Origin of the sequence: Nocardioides sp. CPCC 206347 (assembly GCF_048654605.1) — a bacterium.
In the GTDB taxonomy this organism is placed as follows: Bacteria; Actinomycetota; Actinomycetes; order Propionibacteriales; family Nocardioidaceae; genus Nocardioides.
On sequence record NZ_JBMCYZ010000003.1, the window covers coordinates 286,391 to 302,917 of the forward strand.

The window sequence follows — 16,527 nt, forward strand, 5'->3', positions numbered from 1 at the left end:
CAGTCGGGGCGCTGGTTCTTTTTTCGTCGATCCCCGTTCAGGAGCGGGCGATCGCCCGGCCTGCCGCGCGACCGGAGAAGATGCAGCCGCCGAGGAAGGTGCCCTCGAGCGCGTTGTAGCCGTGCACCCCACCGCCACCGAACCCGGCGACCTCACCGGCGGCGTACAGGCCGGGGATGACCGCACCGGTGCGGTCGACGACGCGTGACTCCAGGTTCGTGGCGATCCCGCCGAGCGTCTTGCGCGTCAGGATGTTGAGCCGTACGGCGATGAGCGGGCCCTTCTCCGGGTCCAGGATCTTGTGCGGCTTCGCCACCCGGATCAGCTTGTCCGTCCGGGACTGCCGGGCGTTGTTGATGGCCATCAGCTGGAAGTCCTTGCTGAACGCGTTGTCGAGCTCGGCGTCGCGGGCCTCGATCTGGCGGCGCAGCACGTCGGCCGCCACGTGCGGGCCACGCGCGGGCGAGTCGCCGTCGACGATGCCGTTCATGCCGTCGACGAGCTCCTCGAGGGTGTCGGCCACGACGAAGTCGACCCCGTGCTGCTTGAACGCCTCGACGGGACCGGGGGCACCCTTGGCGACCCGCGACTTCAGCATGAACTTCAGGTCCTTGCTGGTGATGTCGGGGTTCTGCTCGGAGCCGGAGAGGGCGAACTCCTTCTCGATGATCGCCTGGGTGAGGACGAACCACGTGTAGTCGTACCCGGTCCTGCCGATGGCCCCGAGGGTGCCGAGGCTGTCGAAGCCCGGGAAGTTCGGGGCGGGCAGGCGCTGTCCGGTGGCGTCGAACCAGAGCGACGACGGGCCCGGGATGACGCGGATCGCGTGGTCGGGCCACACGGGGTCCCAGTTGTGGATGCCCTCGGTGTAGTGCCACATCCGGTCGGAGTTCACCAGCCGCGCACCGGCCTCCTCGGCGATCGTGAGGCCCCGCCCGTCGACGTACGCGGGGACGCCGGAGATCAGGTGGGTCGGCACCGGGCCGAGCCGCTCGACGGGCCAGTTGGCGCGGATCATCTCGTGGTTGTGGCCGATGCCGCCGGTGGTGACGACGACGGCGGGAGCCCGGTGCTCGAACTCGCCGACCTCGACGCGGGACGAGGCGAACCCGCGCTCGGTGTCGGACTCCTCCAGCGTGGCGCCACGGATGCCGACGACCGCGCCGTCCTCGGTGACGAGGGAGTCGACGCGGTGCCGGAAGGCGAACCGCACCAGGCCCTGTTCCTCGGCGGCGAGGACGGGTTCGACGAAGATCCGGACCACCTCGGGGCCGGTACCCCAGGTCAGGTGGAAGCGCGGGACCGAGTTGCCGTGGCCGGCGGCGTCACCGCTGCCGCGCTCGGCCCAGCCCACGAACGGCAGCGACTTGAGGCCCAGTGCGCGCAGGTAGTCGCGCTTCTCGGTGGCGGCGAAGTCGACGTACGCCTTCGCCCACTGGTGCGCCCAGTGGTCCTCGCCGGGGGTGCCGTCCTCCTGCGGTTCGATCCGGTCGAAGCCGGCCGAGCCCTGCCAGTCCTGCCACGCCAGCGCACGCGAGTCCTTGATGCCCATCCGGCGCTGCTCGGGGGAGTCGATGAAGAGGAGGCCGCCGAGCGACCACCAGGCCTGGCCGCCGAGGTTGGCGCGGTTCTCCTGGTCGATGACCAGCACCCGCTTGCCTGCCTGTGTCGCCTCGTAGGTGGCGACGAGTCCGGCGAGGCCGGCTCCCACCACGATCGCGTCCGGTACGAACTCCTGCAGCGCTGCGTCCTTGGTCACGACGGGAGCCTGCCACACGGGACCCCGGAACCGGTGCGAGTGGGTCGCACCACATCTGCTTGCTGGCAACGGTAACGAGTTCTAGTTTCAGTAGGTGGGGACTGAAAATGACGCGGTGACGCGCTACGCCCGTCTTGTCGTACGACGGGCCGGCTGGGTCGTGCTGGCGTGGCTCGCGCTGACCGTCGTGATGAACGTGGCGGTGCCGCAGCTCGAGGAGATCGCCGGCCAGGACTCCTCGCCGATGGTGCCGCACGACGCGCCCTCGATCCGCGCCGTCGCGTCGATGAACAGCGCGTTCAGCAGTGGCGACGCCCAGAGCTTCATCGTGGTGGCGATGGAGCGGACCTCCGGCCTGACCGCGGCGGACCAGCGCTATGCCGAGTCCCTGGTCACCGACCTGACGACCGACGAGAAGGACGTCACGTTCGTCCAGGACGTCCGCCAGCCGGAGCTGCGCAAGGCGCTGACGAGCAAGGACAAGCAGGCGCGCTACCTGCTCGTGGGCATCACGGGAGCGACCGGTGCGCCGGCGTCACTGACGCAGGTGGCCGCCGTACGCGAGATCGTCGACGAGAAGGCGCCCGACGGGCTGACCGTCGAGGTCACCGGTCCGACGGCGACGGTCGTCGACCTGGCGACGGAGACCGAGCACAGCGTCGGACGGATCACGATCGTGACCATCGTGATGATCGCGCTGATCCTGTTCCTCATCTACCGCTCGTTCGCGATCCCGATCCTGATCCTCACGGTCGTGGGCATCGGGCTCGGCCTCGGGCGGGCAGCGGTGTCGTTCTGCGGGTTGCACGACCTCTTCGCGGTCTCGACCTTCAGCGGGTCGTTCCTCACCGCGATCATCCTCGGCGCCGGCACGGACTACGCGGTGTTCCTGGTCGCCCGCTATCACGAGGAGCGCCGCCTCGGCACCGAGCCGACCGCAGCCGCCGCCATCGCCGCGTCGCGGATCGGCGGAGTCATCGCGGGTTCTGCGGTGACTGTCGTGCTGGCCGCGCTGTGCATGGCGATCGCCGACCTCGGCTTCTTCAACACGACGGGCCCGGCGATCGCGGTGAGCATCGCGGTCAACCTGTTCGTCAGCCTCACCCTGACGCCGGCGCTGCTCGCGCTGGCCGGCCAGCGCGGCTGGGCCGAGCCGCGCGAGTCGGGCGGTGCCGCCGTGTGGCAGCGCATCGCCGGTCTCGTCGCCGCGCACCCGGTCCGGATGCTGACCGTTTCGCTGGTCCCGCTGCTGCTGCTCGCCGCGGTCTTCCCCCTGGCCAACCTGTCCTACGACGTCCGTGAACCGCTGGCCGACGACGCGGAGAGCAATCGTGGTTACGCCCTGCTCGACCGGCACTTCCCGGTCAACGAGGTGCTGCCCGACTACGTCCTGGTCCAGGCCGACCACGACCTGCGCAACACCAAGGACCTCGCCCTCATCGAGCAGGCGTCGTCCTCGCTCGCCCGCCACGAAGGCGTGGCCCTGGTCCGCAGCATCACGCGACCGGGCGGCGAGCCGATCACGCAGGCGTCCGTCGCCTACCAGTCCGGCCTGATCGGGGACCGGCTCGGCAAGGCCCGTGGCGACATCGCCGAGGGTGCCGACGGGGCAGAGCAGCTCGCCGAGGGCGCCGGCCAGCTCGACGACGGTGCGGGCCAGCTCGCGGACGGTGCCGAGCAGGCCGTGGAGGGTGCCGACTCGATCGCCACCGCCACCACCCGGCTGTCGCGCGGCATGACGCAGCTGCTCGACGGTGCCGACGCCGCCGTGGCCGGGACACGCGACCTCAAGGTCGGCGCCGCTGCCCTCGCCGACGGACTCACCACCGCCGCCGACCAGGTCCAGCTCGCGGTCGACGGCCTGGGCCTCGCGTACGACGCCCTGGCCACCAAGAGCCTGACCTGTGGCCTCGACCCGGCGTGCTCCCGGGCCCGGGCCGGGATCAAGCAGATCTGGGAGGCCGAGCGCGACCAGCTGTTGCCCGGGCTCCGCGAGGCGGCGCGCGGCGCCCGCGCCATCGCCACCGGTACGGGCGACCTGCGCACCGGGCTGCGCCAGCTGCGCGGCGGGATCGCGAAGGCCCGCACCGGCACCCAGCAGCTCGCCGAGGGCCAGCAGGTCTTCGCCGACAAGCTCGGTGACCTCTCCTCCGGCGCCGACCAGCTCGCGGCGGGCGCCGACCGGATCCGCGGCGGCACCGAGGAGGTGGCTGCCTCCCTGCCCGAGCTGGAGAAGGGACTGGCAGCTGCGGCGCAGCACCTCCAGGCGACCCGCGACGAGGTCGACGACCCCGCCAGTGGCGGTTTCTACCTGCCGCCGACGGCGCTGACCAACCCGGACTTCGAGGCAGCCAGCCGGTTGTTCGTCTCCGCCGACGGGCGCACGGCCCGCATCGTCGTACTCGGGAAGACGGACGCGTTCGGCCGCGAGGCGTCCAGTCGTTCGGCCGAGGTGCGCGACATCGTCGACCACTCCTTCGGCGGCACCCGGCTCGCCAACGCCGACGTGATGGTCACCGGCATGGCGAGCACCAACGACGACCTGCGCAGGTACTCCCAGTCGGACCTGGAGCTGATCGCGATCACCGCGCTGATCGCGGTGTTCCTCGTCCTGCTCCTGCTGTTGCGCAGCCTCGTGGCGGCGACCGCGCTGATGGCGACGGTGGTGTTGTCCTACGTCGCGGCGATGGGTCTGTCCGGGCTCGTGTGGCAGTACGGGCTGGGCATTCCCCTCGACTGGACGGTCGCGGCGGTCGCGTTCGTGATCCTCGTTGCGGTTGGTGCGGACTACAACCTGCTGCTGACCAAGCGGATGCACGAGGAGGCTCCCGACGGATCGGCGCGCGGCATCGCCCGCGCAACAGCCGCCACCGGTGGCGTGATCACCTCGGCGGGGGTGATCTTCGCGGCCTCGATGATGGCCCTGATGGCCGGCCGGGTGACCACGATCGGGCAGGTCGGCTTCACCATCGCGGTCGGCCTGTTGCTGGACACGTTCGTGGTCCGCTCGCTGCTGGTGCCGGCGCTGGCCACCCTGCTGGGCAAGTGGCTGTGGTGGCCGCAGAAGGCGCCGACGGAGGCCTGAGGCCGCTCAGGCCCCGCCGCCGGGCACCCCGGGTCCGCGTCAGTCGCGCAGGAGCCGGCTGGCGATGGCGTACTGGTGGACCTCGGTCGGGCCGTCGTACAACCGGAACGCCCGGACGTCGCGGAAGAAGCCGGCGACGGGCGTCTCGTCGCTGATGCCCATGCCGCCCAGGACCTGGACGCAGCGGTCGGCGACCTTGAACAGCTCCTCGGACACCATCGCCTTGGTCATCGAGCTCTCGTGCCGGCCCTGGTGGCCCTGGTCGAGGATCCAGCACGCCCACCAGACCATCATCCGGCACTGCTGGATGGCGATCTCGTTGTCGGCGAGCTTGAATCCGACGCCCTGGTGCTGGCCGATCGGCTTGCCGAAGGCGGTCCGGGTCTTCGCGTGGTCGATCGCGATCGACTGCGCACGGACGGCGCCGCCCAGCCAGCGCATGCAGTGGGTGAGTCGCGCCGGGGCGAGACGAAGCTGCGCGTAGCGGAAGGCCTCGCCCTCCTTGCCGAGGAGCGCGGTCGACGGCAGGCGCAGGTCGTCGAAGCGGACCACGCAGTGGCCCTCGACGTAGTTGCGGTCCATCGTGTCCATGGTCCGCTCGATGACGATCCCGGGCGCGTCACCATGACAGAGGAACAACGTCGCGCCGGCGCCCTCGAGGTCGGCCATGATGATCCACGTCTGGGCGCCGTTCGCGCCGGTGATGAGCCACTTGCGGCCGTTGATCACGTAGCCGTCGCCATCGCGTACGGCGGTGGTGGCGAGCTGCCGCGGATCGGACCCGGCGCCGTCGGGCTCGGTCATGGCGAACACCGAGCGCTGCCTGCCCTCGACCACCGGACGCAGGAACTGCATGGCCTGCTCCGCGTTGGCGATCTTGTCGAGCAGGAACATGTTGCCCTCGTCCGGAGCCGCACAGTTGAGCGCGACCGGGCCGAGGAACGACCATCCGGCGGCCTCGAACAGGATCGCCTGCTCGATGTGCGTCGGAGCAGCGCGGCCGTCGCGGGGAGCCTGGAAGGTGAGCAGGCCGGCCTCCCGGGCGAGGGCGACGAGCTCGTTGCGCAGGCTCTCGGTCGGGCCGTGCGGAGTCACCCGCGGGTCCTTCTCGAACGGCACCACCTTCTCGGTGACGAACGCGAGCACCTCGTCGCGTCGTGCGGCAAGGTCGGCGGGGATCTCGAAGTCGATCATGGTTGCTCTTTCACGTAGGCACGGTTCAGGTCTGCTGGATCAGTTCGTGGGCGCGCTCGTACAGGCGCAAGGTGGTCTGGTGCAGCCGGTCGCCGATGTCCCGGGGCGCGAGTCCTGCCAACGCCCGGGCGTGGCTGCCCTCGAGGATGATCCCGAGCTTGAAGCACGCGAGGACGACGTACCAGTCGATCGACGACAGGTCGCGGGTGCTGCGTTCGGCGTAGCGCTCCATCAGCTCGCGGCCGGAGGGGAGTCCGCCGGCGCGGGTGAGGGGCCCGGCGAACTCGTCGGGCGCGCCGGGCAGCTGCCAGGTGGCGAGCAGCCAGCCCAGGTCGAGGAGCGGGTCGCCGATGGTGCACATCTCCCAGTCGACGACCGCAACGACGTCGGGGCCGGTCCGGGAGAACATCACGTTGGCGGCGTGGAAGTCGCCGTGCAGGATGCCCGGCCGCCAGCTGGTGGGGCGGTGCGCGTCGAGCCACTGCGCGATCTCGTCGACGGGTCCGATGTCGGGCCCCGGGTACTCCGGGAAGGCGTCGTACGACGCGAGCTCGGCCAACCACCGCGGCACCTGCCGTTCGAGGAACCCGTCGGGCTTGCCGAAGTCGCCGAGCCCGACCGCGACGTGGTCGACCTCGCCCAGCGTGGCGAGGGCGTCGACCAGCCGAAGCCCCATCTCGTGGCGGATCGCGGCGTCCCCCTGGTGCAGGGCCGGGAGCGCGACGCTCGCGTTGAAGCCGTCGATCGGCTCCATCAGGTAGAAGACGGCGCCGTCGAGCACTGACTCGTCGTCACACGCGGCGATCAGCGCGGGATGTTGCACGGCGGTGTCGCGCAGGCTGCCCAGCACCCGGCACTCGCGCCGGATCACGTCGTTGCTGCGCGGGCGCAGGTGCTCGGGCCCACGCCGCAGGACGTACGGACGACCGGCGCGCTCGAACCGCAACATCACGTTCTGCGTGCCGCCCGAGATCGGTGCGACGGACTCGAGCGGGCCGCTCCCGAGCCCCTGCCCGTCCATCCAGCGCGCAACGGGGGCGAGGTCGAAGGCCATCAGACCATCGGTCGCCCGAGTCGGCGACGGATCTCCAGATCCCATTTCATCGCGTTCATCGGGAAGGCCCGCAGGACAGGGGGCAACGGCCGCGACACGACGCCCATCGTGCGCAGCAGCCGGTCGTGGCGCCGCTGGTCCGTCGCGCTCCACGAGTAGCCCAGCTGGTCGCGGACCGGATCGGGGAGGAACCCGATGTTCATCCATTCGAGCGCCGGTCCGAGCACGCGGTCCAGCGGGCTCGGAAGGATGTCGGCCCTGAGCAGCGAACGCAGGTAGGCGCCGACCCGGTCGTCGATGTGGACGCGCTCCAGGCCCTGCTCCCAGTAGGCCAGGAACTCCTCGCGGGTCTGGTGCCAGGCGTCGGCCGGTACCTGCAACGTCGTTCCGAGCCGGGCGCTGGCGCGCAGCAGCACCCGCTCCTCCTGGTCGGAGAGCGGGCCGTGCATCCGGACGAAGATGTCGCGGGTGCCGTAGTAGATGGAGCTGGCCACCCACAGCTGCAGGTCGCGGTTGAAGGCGTTGTACTTCACCGGGCTCTCGGGCGTGGACCGTACCTGCCGGTGCTGCGCGTTGATCGCCTGTCGGTAGTCCAGCCGCTGTCGGTGGTTGCCGAGCAGGGCGATGCCGAGGTACCCGATCGTGGTGCGGAACCGCTTGAACGGATGCAGGGTCACCTTGCCGCTGTCGACCCGGCTCTCCACGACGCCGTACCCGACCTCGGGCCAGGCCAGCTGGATCGCGACGTTCGAGGTGCCGGCGATGAAGACGGAGATGCCGTCCATCTTCCGGCGCAGCAACGCGAGCTCCTCGGCCCGCAACGCCTTCTGGTCGGCACGGATGAAGGCGGCTGCCTCCTCGCCCGACTCGGGGTCGATGACGGGCGCGTCGGATCGGATCGGTTCGGCTCCCATCAGCTGTAGAGGGCGTCGATCTCGGTCGCGTACTTCTTCGCGATCGGCGTGCGCTTGAGCTTCATCGTCGGGGTGAGCTCGTCGCCGCCCGGCTCCCAGGGCTGGGCGAGCAGGGCGAACTTCTTGATCTGCTCGACCCGGGAGAGCTTCTCGTTCGCCTGGTCGATGCCGGACTGGATGAGTGCCCGGACGGTGTCGTCCTGTGCGAGGACGGCGGGGGAGGCATCGGCCAGCCCGGCCTTGGCGCCGTACGCCGCGCAGGCGTCCGGGTCCAGGGTGAGCAGCGCGGTGACGTAGGGCCGGTCGTCTCCGATCGCGACGACGCTCATCACCAGCGGGCAGGCGACCTTGACCGCGCCCTCGATGTTCTGCGGCGACATGTTCTTGCCGGCCGCGTTGATGATGAGCTCCTTCTTGCGGTCCACGATCCGGACGTAGCCCTCGTCGTCGATCGTCGCGATGTCGCCGGTGTGCATCCAGCCGTCGCTGTCGATGGCCTCGGCCGTCTTGACCGGGTCGTTGCGGTAGCCCTTCATCAGCAGCGGTCCACGGACGAGCAGCTCGCCGTCGGCCGCGAGCGTGATCTCCGACCCTCCGGGAACGACCTTGCCGACGGTCCCGATCCGGATGCCGTCCGGCGGGTTCATCGTCACGACCGCCGAGGTCTCCGACATGCCCCACACCTCGAGCACCGGGACGCCGAGGGCGAGCATGAAGGCCAGCGCGTCCGGAGCGATGGCGGAGGCGCCGGTCGCGGCGACCCGGACCCGGTCCAGGCCCATCCGCTCACGCAGCTTGCTGAGCACCAGCCGGTCCGCCAGGGCGTGCTGGACCCGGAGCGCGATCGGGACGGACTTGTTGTCCGACTTCAGCCAGGCCACCTTGGTGCCGGTGGCGATCGCCCACTGGGCGATCTTGCGCTTCTTCTCGTCGGGCTCGGCGGCCAGCGCTGCCTCGATGCCGGCCTTGACCTTGTACCAGACCGCGGGCACGGCGCCGAAGAACGTCGGGCGGACGCTCGGCAGGGTCGCGATGAGCTGCTTCGGGTCGGCGACCGTGGTGACCTGGATGCCGTAGCGCAGGTTGTTGTAGTGCGCTCCCCACCGGTTCGCGATGTGCGCGTCGGGGAGGTAGGACACCAGCTTGTCGTCGTGCGTGAGCGGGAAGTACCCGTCCAGTGCGTCCATCTCGGCCATCAGGTTGGCGTGGGTGAGCTCCACGCCCTTGGAGGGCCCGGTCGTGCCGGAGGTGTAGATGAGGGTCAGCACGTCGCCGGGTTCGACGGCCTTCCAGCCGGCGTCGAAGTCGTACGACGGGTCGCAGGCGGCTTCGAGCTCGGCCAGCGTGATGGCGCCCTCGGCGGGTCCGTCGACGCAGACGAAGTGCGCGACCTGGCCGTCGGTGTCGGCCGCCTTCAGCTTCTCGAGGAACTGCAGCTCGGTGATGACGACCTTGGTGCCGGCGTTGCCGAGGACGTGGGTGATCTGGTCGCTCGCCAGGGTGTTGTAGATCGAGAACGGGGTGGCGCCCACGTGCAGGGCGCCGGTGTCGACCACGTGGAACTCCGGCCGGTTGGTCAGCATGAGGGCGACGGTGTCGCCCCGGGTCACGCCGAGGACGGCGAGACCGGACGCGACGTTGCGCACGCGGGCGGCGTACTCGGCCCAGGTGAGGGCGACGCTGTCGTCGGGAGTGCGGAGGGCGACGGCGTCGGGGCGAGCCGAGGCCGTCTGCTGGAAGGCAGCGCAGAGCGTGCGGTTGTCAGTGGCCACACCCGGCAAACTACGCTCTTCCGGCAATTCTGACAACGGTTGTTGTCCGAAGTGTGGGAAGGGCGATGCGGTACCTCCGGAATCGGAGCAGGGTGGGCCCATGACACAGCCCCGCCCGTTCGACATCCGTGACCACATCGCCGGCCCGGCCGGCTTCCTCGGGTCCGCGGCCAACGTGATCATGCAGCTCGGCTGGCGCGAGGTGGGGTACGGCGTCGTGGAGAGCAAGGTCGACAGCGGCAACGTGATGCTGCACCCGTGGAAGCGGCTGCGGACCACCATCACCTACCTCGTCGTCGCCCTGTTCGGCACCGACGCCGACCGGGCGGCGTACCGCGAGGCCGTCAACCGCTCGCACGTGCCCGTACGGTCCGGACCCGACAGCCCGGTGAAGTACAACGCCTTCGACCCGGCGCTGCAGCTGTGGGTCGCGGCCTGCCTCTACATCGGCTTCCGCGACATGAGGCTGGCGTTCCTGGGGCCCATGACCGAGGCCGACGCGGAAGCGCTCTACGTCTACTGCAGCCGCCTCGGCACCTCGCTCCAGGTGCCCCTCGACATGTGGCCGGCCGATCGGGAGGCGTTCGAGGTGTACTGGGCCGAGGGCCTCGAGCGGGTGCGGTACGACGAGCCGGTGCGCCGGCACCTGCTGGCGATCGTGGACCTGCAGATGATTCCCCGCTGGATGCGGGTGGGCAACCGGGCGCTGAACCGGTTCGCCACGGTGGGCTTCCTCCCGCCGGAGTTCCGTGACGCGATGGGGCTGACCTGGACCGCGACCGACCAGCGCCGCTTCGACCGGTTCGTGAAGGTCGTGCGCTTCGGGTCGCGGCTGCTGCCGCGCTGGGTGCGCATGCTGCCGATCCAGCTCCAGCTCGCCGAGGTCCGACTGCGGATGCGCCGGGGCTGGGCCCTGACCTGACCTGACTTGGCCCGGCCGGGCGGGTCAGTCGGGCCGCTGCTCGAGCAGCTGCTGCACCGACGAGGCCAGGAGCTGCCCGACGGCGTCACACAGCTCGCTGTGGGTCAGGTCGACCTCGCCGCTCAGCACGCCCTGCGTCACCTCGAGCGCGCCACCGACGGCGTACAGCAGGGTGACCCGGCCGCGGGGCGAGTCGACGGTGAGGCCGAGCGTCGGGCCGAGGAAGGACCGCATCGCCTCGGTGTAGGAGGTCACGATCGTGCGCCGGACCTCCATCAGGCCCTGGGTGTTCGCGGAGACGATCGTCGCTGCCCGCGCCTTGCGCGGATCCTGCTGGAAGACGGAGAAGGCGCCCTCGAAGGCGGTACGACAGGCGTCGAACAGGTCGGTCGGTGCGCTGTTGCGGACCGCTGCTGCTCCCTGCCGGGCGACCTCGCCGGCGATCTCGGTGAACAGCGCCAGCTCGAGCTCGTCCAGGCTCGCGAAGCTCTCGTAGAAGTAGCGCTGCGTGAGCTTCGCGTGCGCGCACACCGCCCGTACGCCGATGTCGCCGTCGTCGCTCCCGAGCAGGTCGAGCGCGGCCTCGAGGAGGGCCGCCCGGCGACGGCTTCGCCGCTCGTCGGCCGTGACTCCGCGATACGACCGACTCACCGACACGCGGGCGAGCCTAGATCATCCCGCGCGCCGGACCTCAGTAGGACTTGGGCAGGCCCAGCATCGACGTACCGATGTGGGCGAGGACCAGCTGCTCGGCAACGGGGATGTTCTTCCCGATCCGGGCGTCGCGCAGCCAGCGCTCGACGGGGAACTCCTTGGAGTACGCCATGCCGCCCAACGTCTGGAACGCCTGGTCCGCGGCCTCCCAGGCGACCTGTGCGCCGGTCAGCTTCGCCACGTTGGCCTCGTTGCCGCACGGCAGGCCCTGGTCGAAGAGCCACGCCGCCTTGTAGGCCATCAGTCGACCGAGCTCGGTCTTGGCCTTGATCTGCGCCAGCGGGAACTGGATGCCCTGGTTGGCGCCGATCGGGCGGCCGAAGACCACCCGCTCGGTGGCGTACTTCGCGGCGTAGGCCAGTGCGGCGTCAGCCGCACCGACCCCGCCGGCCGCCGCCAGGATCCGTTCCGGGTTGAGCACGTCCCACAACACGGCGAACCCGGCGTCGACCTCACCGATCACGTTGCGGGCAGGGACCCGTACGTCGTCGAAGTACACCTGGCTGGAGAACAGGATGTTGCTGCCCATCTTGGGAATCGGGTTGTAGGTCAGCGTGCCGGCGGCGAGCGCCTCCTTCACGTCGATCAGGAAGAGCGTGAACCCGTTGGTGCGCGGCTTCGCGTCCGCGGCCGGAATGGTCCGGGTGACGGCCACCATCCAGTCGGCGTTCTCGACGTTGGAGATCCAGACCTTCTGGCCCTTGATCAAGAAGTCGTCGCCGTCGCGGCGGGCCGAGGTCTTGATCTCGAGGGCGTTGCTGCCGGCGTCGGGCTCGGTCAGCGCGAAGCAGAACTGCACGTCGCCCGCGGCGATCCCGGGCAGGATCGCCTGCTTCTGCTCGTCGGTGCCGTGGCGCACGAGCGTGGTCGCACCGAAGCCCGGGGTCGTCACGTAGAAGAACGTGCCGGCGCCGCCGCCGGACGCGCACAGGGCCTCGTTGGCGATGGCCACCTCGAGCAGGCCCTGCCCGCCGCCGCCGTACTGCTCGGGGATGTTGAGGCCGAACCAGCCGCCCTTGCCGAGGTCGTTGAAGACCTCGATCGGGAACCGGTGTGCCTCCTCACACTCGGACCAGTAGGCGTGGTCGTAGCGAGCAGCCACGGCGCGAACACCGTCCTGTACGGCGAGCGCGGTCTCGGGCAGGTTGAAGTCCATGGTTCTTCCTCAGGTGGGTCCGGCGGGGAGGGGGTCAGAGGCCGAGCGAGCGGCCGATGATCTCCTTCTGGATCTCGGTCGTGCCGCCGTAGATCGTGGAGATCCGGCTGTCGAGGTAGGCGCGGGCGATCGGGTACTCCAGCATGTAGCCGTAGCCGCCGTGGAGCTGGACACCCTGGTTGACCAGCTTGTTCTGGAGCTCGGTCGCCCAGTACTTCGCCTGCGACGCCTCGACGGCGTCGAGGGTGCCGGCGACGTGCTTCTTGACGCACTCGTCGATGAAGACGCGGGTGATCTTCGCTTCCGTCGCCATCTCCGCGATGAGGAACCGGTTGTGCTGGAACTTGCCGATCGGCTTGCCGAAGGCCTCGCGGGTCTTGGCGTAGTCGAGGCACATCTCGACGATGCCCTCGCACGCAGCGGCAGCCTGGGCGGCGATGATCAGCCGCTCCTGCGGCAGGTTCATCATCAACGAGATGAAGCCGCTGCCCTCGGCGCCGAGGACGTTCTCCTTGGGGACCCGGACGTCGGTGAAGCTCAGCTCGGCGGTGTCCTGGGCGTGCATGCCGATCTTGTCGAGGTTGCGGCCGCGCTCGAAGCCCGCCATGCCGCGCTCGACGACGAGCAGGCTGATGCCCTGGTGCCCGGCCTCCGGGTTGGTGCGGGCCACGACGATCACGAGGTCGGCGTTGATGCCGTTGCTGATGAAGGTCTTGGACCCGTTGAGCAGGTAGTGGTCGCCCTGGTCGACCGCAGTCGTGCGGATCCCCTGGAGGTCAGACCCCGCGCCCGGCTCGGTCATGGCGATGGCTGTGATCGTCTCGCCCGTCACGCAGCCCGGGAGCCAGCGCTGCTTCTGCTCCTCGGTCCCGAGAGAGGTGATGTACGGAACGATGATGTCGGTGTGGACGGAGAAGCCCGGACCGTTCGCGCCGGCGCGGGTCTGCTCCTCGGACAGCACGACGTTGAACCGGAAGTCGTCGATCCCCGGGCCGCCGTACTCCTCGGGGACGTCGAAGCAGAGCATGCCGGCGGCGCCGGCCTTCAGCCACAGCTCGCGCGGCACGATGCCGTCGCGCTCCCACTGCTCGTTGTGGGGCACGACCTCCTTGGCGAAGAACGTCCGCACGGAGTCGCGGAAGTCCTCGTGCTCGGAGAGGAAGAGTTCGCGCATGGGAAGGGCTCCTGACGTAGGGCTCGGCGCTGATGTTGACAGTGCCACGATCAATCTACTGTTACAGTATCACTGTCACGATAACGGGTGACGAGACAAGGGGAGCATCGTGGCGAACGACATCTCGTCCGACCAGGTCGCTCGGCTGACCGTCGACGAACTGGCCGCGGCAGCCGGCATGACGGTGCGCACGGTGCGCTACTACGCCGGCCTCGGCCTGATCCCGCCTCCGGAGCGCCGGGGGCGACAGGCCTTCTACGCCGACCTCCACGTCGCCCGGCTCAAGCTGGTCCGTGCGCTCCAGGACCACGACCTGAGCCTCACCGCGATCGAGGACTATCTCGCGCGGATCCCTGCCGACGGGAATGCCGACGAGGTCGCCGTACGGGCGCTGGCCCTGACCACCTGGTCGCCCCAACCCCCCGAGGTCGTGAGTCGGGCCGAGCTCGAGCGCCGGGCCGGCCGGGCGCTCGACGAACGGACGCTCGACCTGCTGGCGGCCGTCGGTGTCATCGAGCACGCTGAGGGCCGGTTCGAGCTGCAGCCGGGTTTCGACGCGACGGTCAGGCTGCTCTCGCTCGACGTCGGTGCCGACGGCATCCGCGCGGCCGGGCTTGCGGTCAAGCGCCACAGCGAGGCGCTCGCCGAGGAGCTGACCGAGATCTTCGCGCAGCAGGTCGTCGGTCCCTACCGCGCAAGAAGTCACCACACGCCGGAGGAGGCAGCGACCTTCCAGTCCACGATCGTCCAGCTGCGACAGCTCACGCTCGAGGCCGTCGTCAGTGGCTTCCAGCGCGCTGCCAACCAGGTGATCAACCGCTCCGTCCGGGGTGGCGCAGGATGACCCGCCCGCCGCTGGGCCCGATCCTGGACCCGTTCGGTCTCTGGGGACCCACGACGCGGGCGGTCGTCGTGACCGGCCGGCAGGTGGTGGGCTGGACCGAACGCCAGCTGCTGGGTGCCCTGCGCTCGCGACTGGACGTCGCCGCGCCGTCGCGACCCACGCGCGAGCTCTCGTCCGGCGTCGAGAGCCCTGGGTCCGAGCCGCTGCAGAGCAAGATGCACGGCCTGCTGGACCGGGCGCTGGAGCAGAACAGCCGGACCGGTCGGCAGGAGCTGTTCCACAAGATCATCGACCAGCTGGTGCCCGACGAGGCGCGGATAGTCGGCGCCCTGTCCGACGGGTCCGCGTCGCCGATGGTGCACGTGTACGCCCGCACCATCAGCGGGATCGGTGGCGAACCGATCCTGGAGAACGCCTCGCTCGTCGGCAAGATGGCCAACGTCTCGCTCCCGCACATGACGCCGGTCTACGTGAGCCACCTGCTGTCCCTCGGCGTCGTCGAGACCGGACCGGAGGACCCCCGGCTCAAGAACGACTACCAGATCCTCGGCGCCGATGCCGCCGTCCTGCGGGCGCTCAAGGCGGGCAAGCGTGGTCCGATGGAGGCGAGGGTCGAGAAGTACACGATCAGGCTCTCTGCGTTCGGCCGCGACCTCTGGGCCGCGGCGACCTCGGGTGAGAGTGGATGACCGTCCTGGTCCAGACCTGGCCGGAGATCCAGGCGGACTTCTCCGCGAACTGGATCATCTATGCGTCGATGCCGATCGTGGCAGCGTTCATCGGCTACATCACGAAGCTGCTGGCGCTGCAGATGATGTACGCGCCACTGGAGTTCCGTGGCATCGGGCCGCTCGGCTGGCAGGGGCTGGTGCCTCGTCGTGCCGGCAAGGTCGCCGCCACCACGATCGAGCTGCTCACCGAGAACCTGCTCAAGCCCGAGGAGCTGCTGGACAAGGTCGACGCCGAGGAGGCGGTCGAGGAGCTCCGCGGTCCGCTGACCGAGGCCATCGACATCGTCGTGCGCGACCTGGCTGAACAGCTCCGTCCGGGCCTGTGGGACTCCCTGCCGGAGGCGGGTCGGCGAGCGATCACGGCCCGGGTGCACCAGCAGGCACCGAAGATCGTGGACAACCTGCTCGCCGAGATGCGCGCGGACCTGAGCCAGTTCCTGGACCTGCAGTTCCTCGCCGTGACGATCCTGGTGAAGAACAAGGACCAGCTCAACGACCTGATCAAGTCCGTCGCGTCCGACGCGATGACGTTCGTACGCCGCAGCGGGATCGTGTTCGGCTTCGCCATCGGCTTCGTCCAGCTGGCGTGCTGGGCCTACTTCCACAACCCGTGGATCATGCCGGCGTTCGGCTTCCTGGTCGGGTTCGTCAGTGACTACGTCGCCCTCAACATGCTGTTCCGGCCGATGGAGCCGAAGAAGGCGCTCGGCATCTTCCCGGTCCAGGGGGTCCTGCACGCGAAGCGGGACAAGATCACCCGTGGCTACGCCCACATCCTCGCGACGGACATCTTCGCCCCCGAGGTGATCTTCGAGGCGATCCTGCACGGGCCGACCTCCGACCGGCTCTTCTCGGCGATCGAGCGGGAGATCTCACGGAGCATCGATGCCCAGTCCGGCATTGCGCAGCCGTTGGTGCGGCTCGCGGTCGGCACCCAGCGCTACCGCGCTGCCAAGGACGCCGTCGTGGAGCGGGTCATCGCGTTGATCCCCGACACCATGGCGCAGGCCACCGGCTATGCGGAGCGCACCTTCGACGTCGAGAACCTCATCGTGGACAAGATGAGCCAGCTCACGCCCGAGCAGTACGAGTCGATCATGCGCCCGGTGTTCAAGGACGACGAGTGGCTGATGATCTCGGTCGGAGCGGTCCTGGGCGGGGTCGTCGGCGAGATCCAGGTCCTCGTCATCGAGCACTTCGCTCGCTGA

At 69.7% G+C, this 16,527-nt stretch carries 13 protein-coding genes; 5 read left to right on the forward strand and 8 right to left on the reverse strand.

Annotated features, from left to right (window positions below; genetic code table 11):
• Positions 1 to 37 precede the first annotated feature (37 nt).
• Positions 38 to 1,759 carry an FAD-binding dehydrogenase gene (locus tag ACOACQ_RS13015; protein ID WP_378607484.1) on the reverse strand — a complete coding sequence of 574 codons (1,722 nt, stop codon included), beginning with the start codon at positions 1,757 to 1,759 and terminating at the stop codon, positions 38 to 40.
• 115 nt (positions 1,760 to 1,874) lie between these two features.
• Here ACOACQ_RS13015 and ACOACQ_RS13020 point away from each other — a divergent pair, with 115 nt between their 5' ends.
• On the forward strand, positions 1,875 to 4,844 hold the full coding sequence (locus tag ACOACQ_RS13020) for an MMPL family transporter (protein WP_420288435.1): 2,970 nt from the start codon (positions 1,875 to 1,877) through the stop codon (positions 4,842 to 4,844).
• A 39-nt stretch (positions 4,845 to 4,883) separates the two neighbouring features.
• Here the strand turns inward: ACOACQ_RS13020 and ACOACQ_RS13025 are convergent, their stop codons facing one another.
• The 4 genes from ACOACQ_RS13025 to ACOACQ_RS13040 are packed head-to-tail and all read right to left on the reverse strand — an operon-like array spanning position 4,884 to position 9,778.
• Positions 4,884 to 6,038 carry an acyl-CoA dehydrogenase family protein gene (locus ACOACQ_RS13025; RefSeq protein ID WP_420288436.1) on the reverse strand — a complete coding sequence of 385 codons (1,155 nt, stop codon included), beginning with the start codon at positions 6,036 to 6,038 and terminating at the stop codon, positions 4,884 to 4,886.
• A 25-nt stretch (positions 6,039 to 6,063) separates the two neighbouring features.
• Positions 6,064 to 7,092, reverse strand: a complete 1,029-nt coding sequence (locus ACOACQ_RS13030; RefSeq protein ID WP_420288437.1) for a phosphotransferase family protein — start codon at positions 7,090 to 7,092, stop codon at positions 6,064 to 6,066.
• A complete protein-coding gene (locus ACOACQ_RS13035) occupies positions 7,092 to 8,006 on the reverse strand; it encodes an oxygenase MpaB family protein (protein ID WP_420288438.1) in 915 nt (304 codons plus the stop codon). Before ACOACQ_RS13035 ends, ACOACQ_RS13030 begins: the two co-directional genes overlap by 1 nt.
• The gene (locus tag ACOACQ_RS13040) at positions 8,006 to 9,778 is read right to left on the reverse strand and encodes an AMP-dependent synthetase/ligase (RefSeq protein WP_420288439.1); all 1,773 of its coding nucleotides are present in this window, start codon (positions 9,776 to 9,778) and stop codon (positions 8,006 to 8,008) included. The genes ACOACQ_RS13035 and ACOACQ_RS13040 overlap by 1 nt, the downstream gene beginning before the upstream one ends.
• A gap of 100 nt (positions 9,779 to 9,878) precedes the next feature.
• Between ACOACQ_RS13040 and ACOACQ_RS13045 the strand changes: the two genes are divergently transcribed.
• Positions 9,879 to 10,700 carry an oxygenase MpaB family protein gene (locus tag ACOACQ_RS13045; RefSeq protein WP_378607499.1) on the forward strand — a complete coding sequence of 274 codons (822 nt, stop codon included), beginning with the start codon at positions 9,879 to 9,881 and terminating at the stop codon, positions 10,698 to 10,700.
• 24 nt (positions 10,701 to 10,724) lie between these two features.
• Here ACOACQ_RS13045 and ACOACQ_RS13050 read toward each other — a convergent pair whose 3' ends face one another.
• From ACOACQ_RS13050 to ACOACQ_RS13060, 3 genes are read right to left on the reverse strand one after another with little or no spacing between them, the layout of a single operon-like run.
• Entirely contained in the window at positions 10,725 to 11,357 is a 633-nt protein-coding gene (locus ACOACQ_RS13050; protein WP_378607502.1) for a TetR/AcrR family transcriptional regulator, read from the reverse strand.
• A gap of 34 nt (positions 11,358 to 11,391) precedes the next feature.
• Positions 11,392 to 12,570: an acyl-CoA dehydrogenase family protein gene (locus ACOACQ_RS13055; RefSeq protein ID WP_420288440.1), complete on the reverse strand. Its 1,179-nt coding sequence runs from the start codon at positions 12,568 to 12,570 to the stop codon at positions 11,392 to 11,394.
• Between the two features lie 34 nt (positions 12,571 to 12,604).
• Positions 12,605 to 13,744: an acyl-CoA dehydrogenase family protein gene (locus ACOACQ_RS13060; protein ID WP_378607508.1), complete on the reverse strand. Its 1,140-nt coding sequence runs from the start codon at positions 13,742 to 13,744 to the stop codon at positions 12,605 to 12,607.
• Between the two features lie 109 nt (positions 13,745 to 13,853).
• On the opposite strand from ACOACQ_RS13060, the gene ACOACQ_RS13065 reads away from it, so the two are divergent.
• From ACOACQ_RS13065 to ACOACQ_RS13075, 3 genes are read left to right on the forward strand one after another with little or no spacing between them, the layout of a single operon-like run.
• The gene (locus tag ACOACQ_RS13065; protein ID WP_378607511.1) at positions 13,854 to 14,588 is read left to right on the forward strand and encodes a MerR family transcriptional regulator; all 735 of its coding nucleotides are present in this window, start codon (positions 13,854 to 13,856) and stop codon (positions 14,586 to 14,588) included.
• Positions 14,585 to 15,277, forward strand: coding sequence for an Abi-alpha family protein (locus ACOACQ_RS13070; protein ID WP_420288441.1), 693 nt, complete (start codon positions 14,585 to 14,587; stop codon positions 15,275 to 15,277). The genes ACOACQ_RS13065 and ACOACQ_RS13070 overlap by 4 nt, the downstream gene beginning before the upstream one ends.
• Positions 15,274 to 16,527 (forward strand): DUF445 domain-containing protein, encoded by a 1,254-nt coding sequence (locus ACOACQ_RS13075; protein ID WP_420288442.1) that lies wholly within the window; start codon positions 15,274 to 15,276, stop codon positions 16,525 to 16,527. The genes ACOACQ_RS13070 and ACOACQ_RS13075 overlap by 4 nt, the downstream gene beginning before the upstream one ends.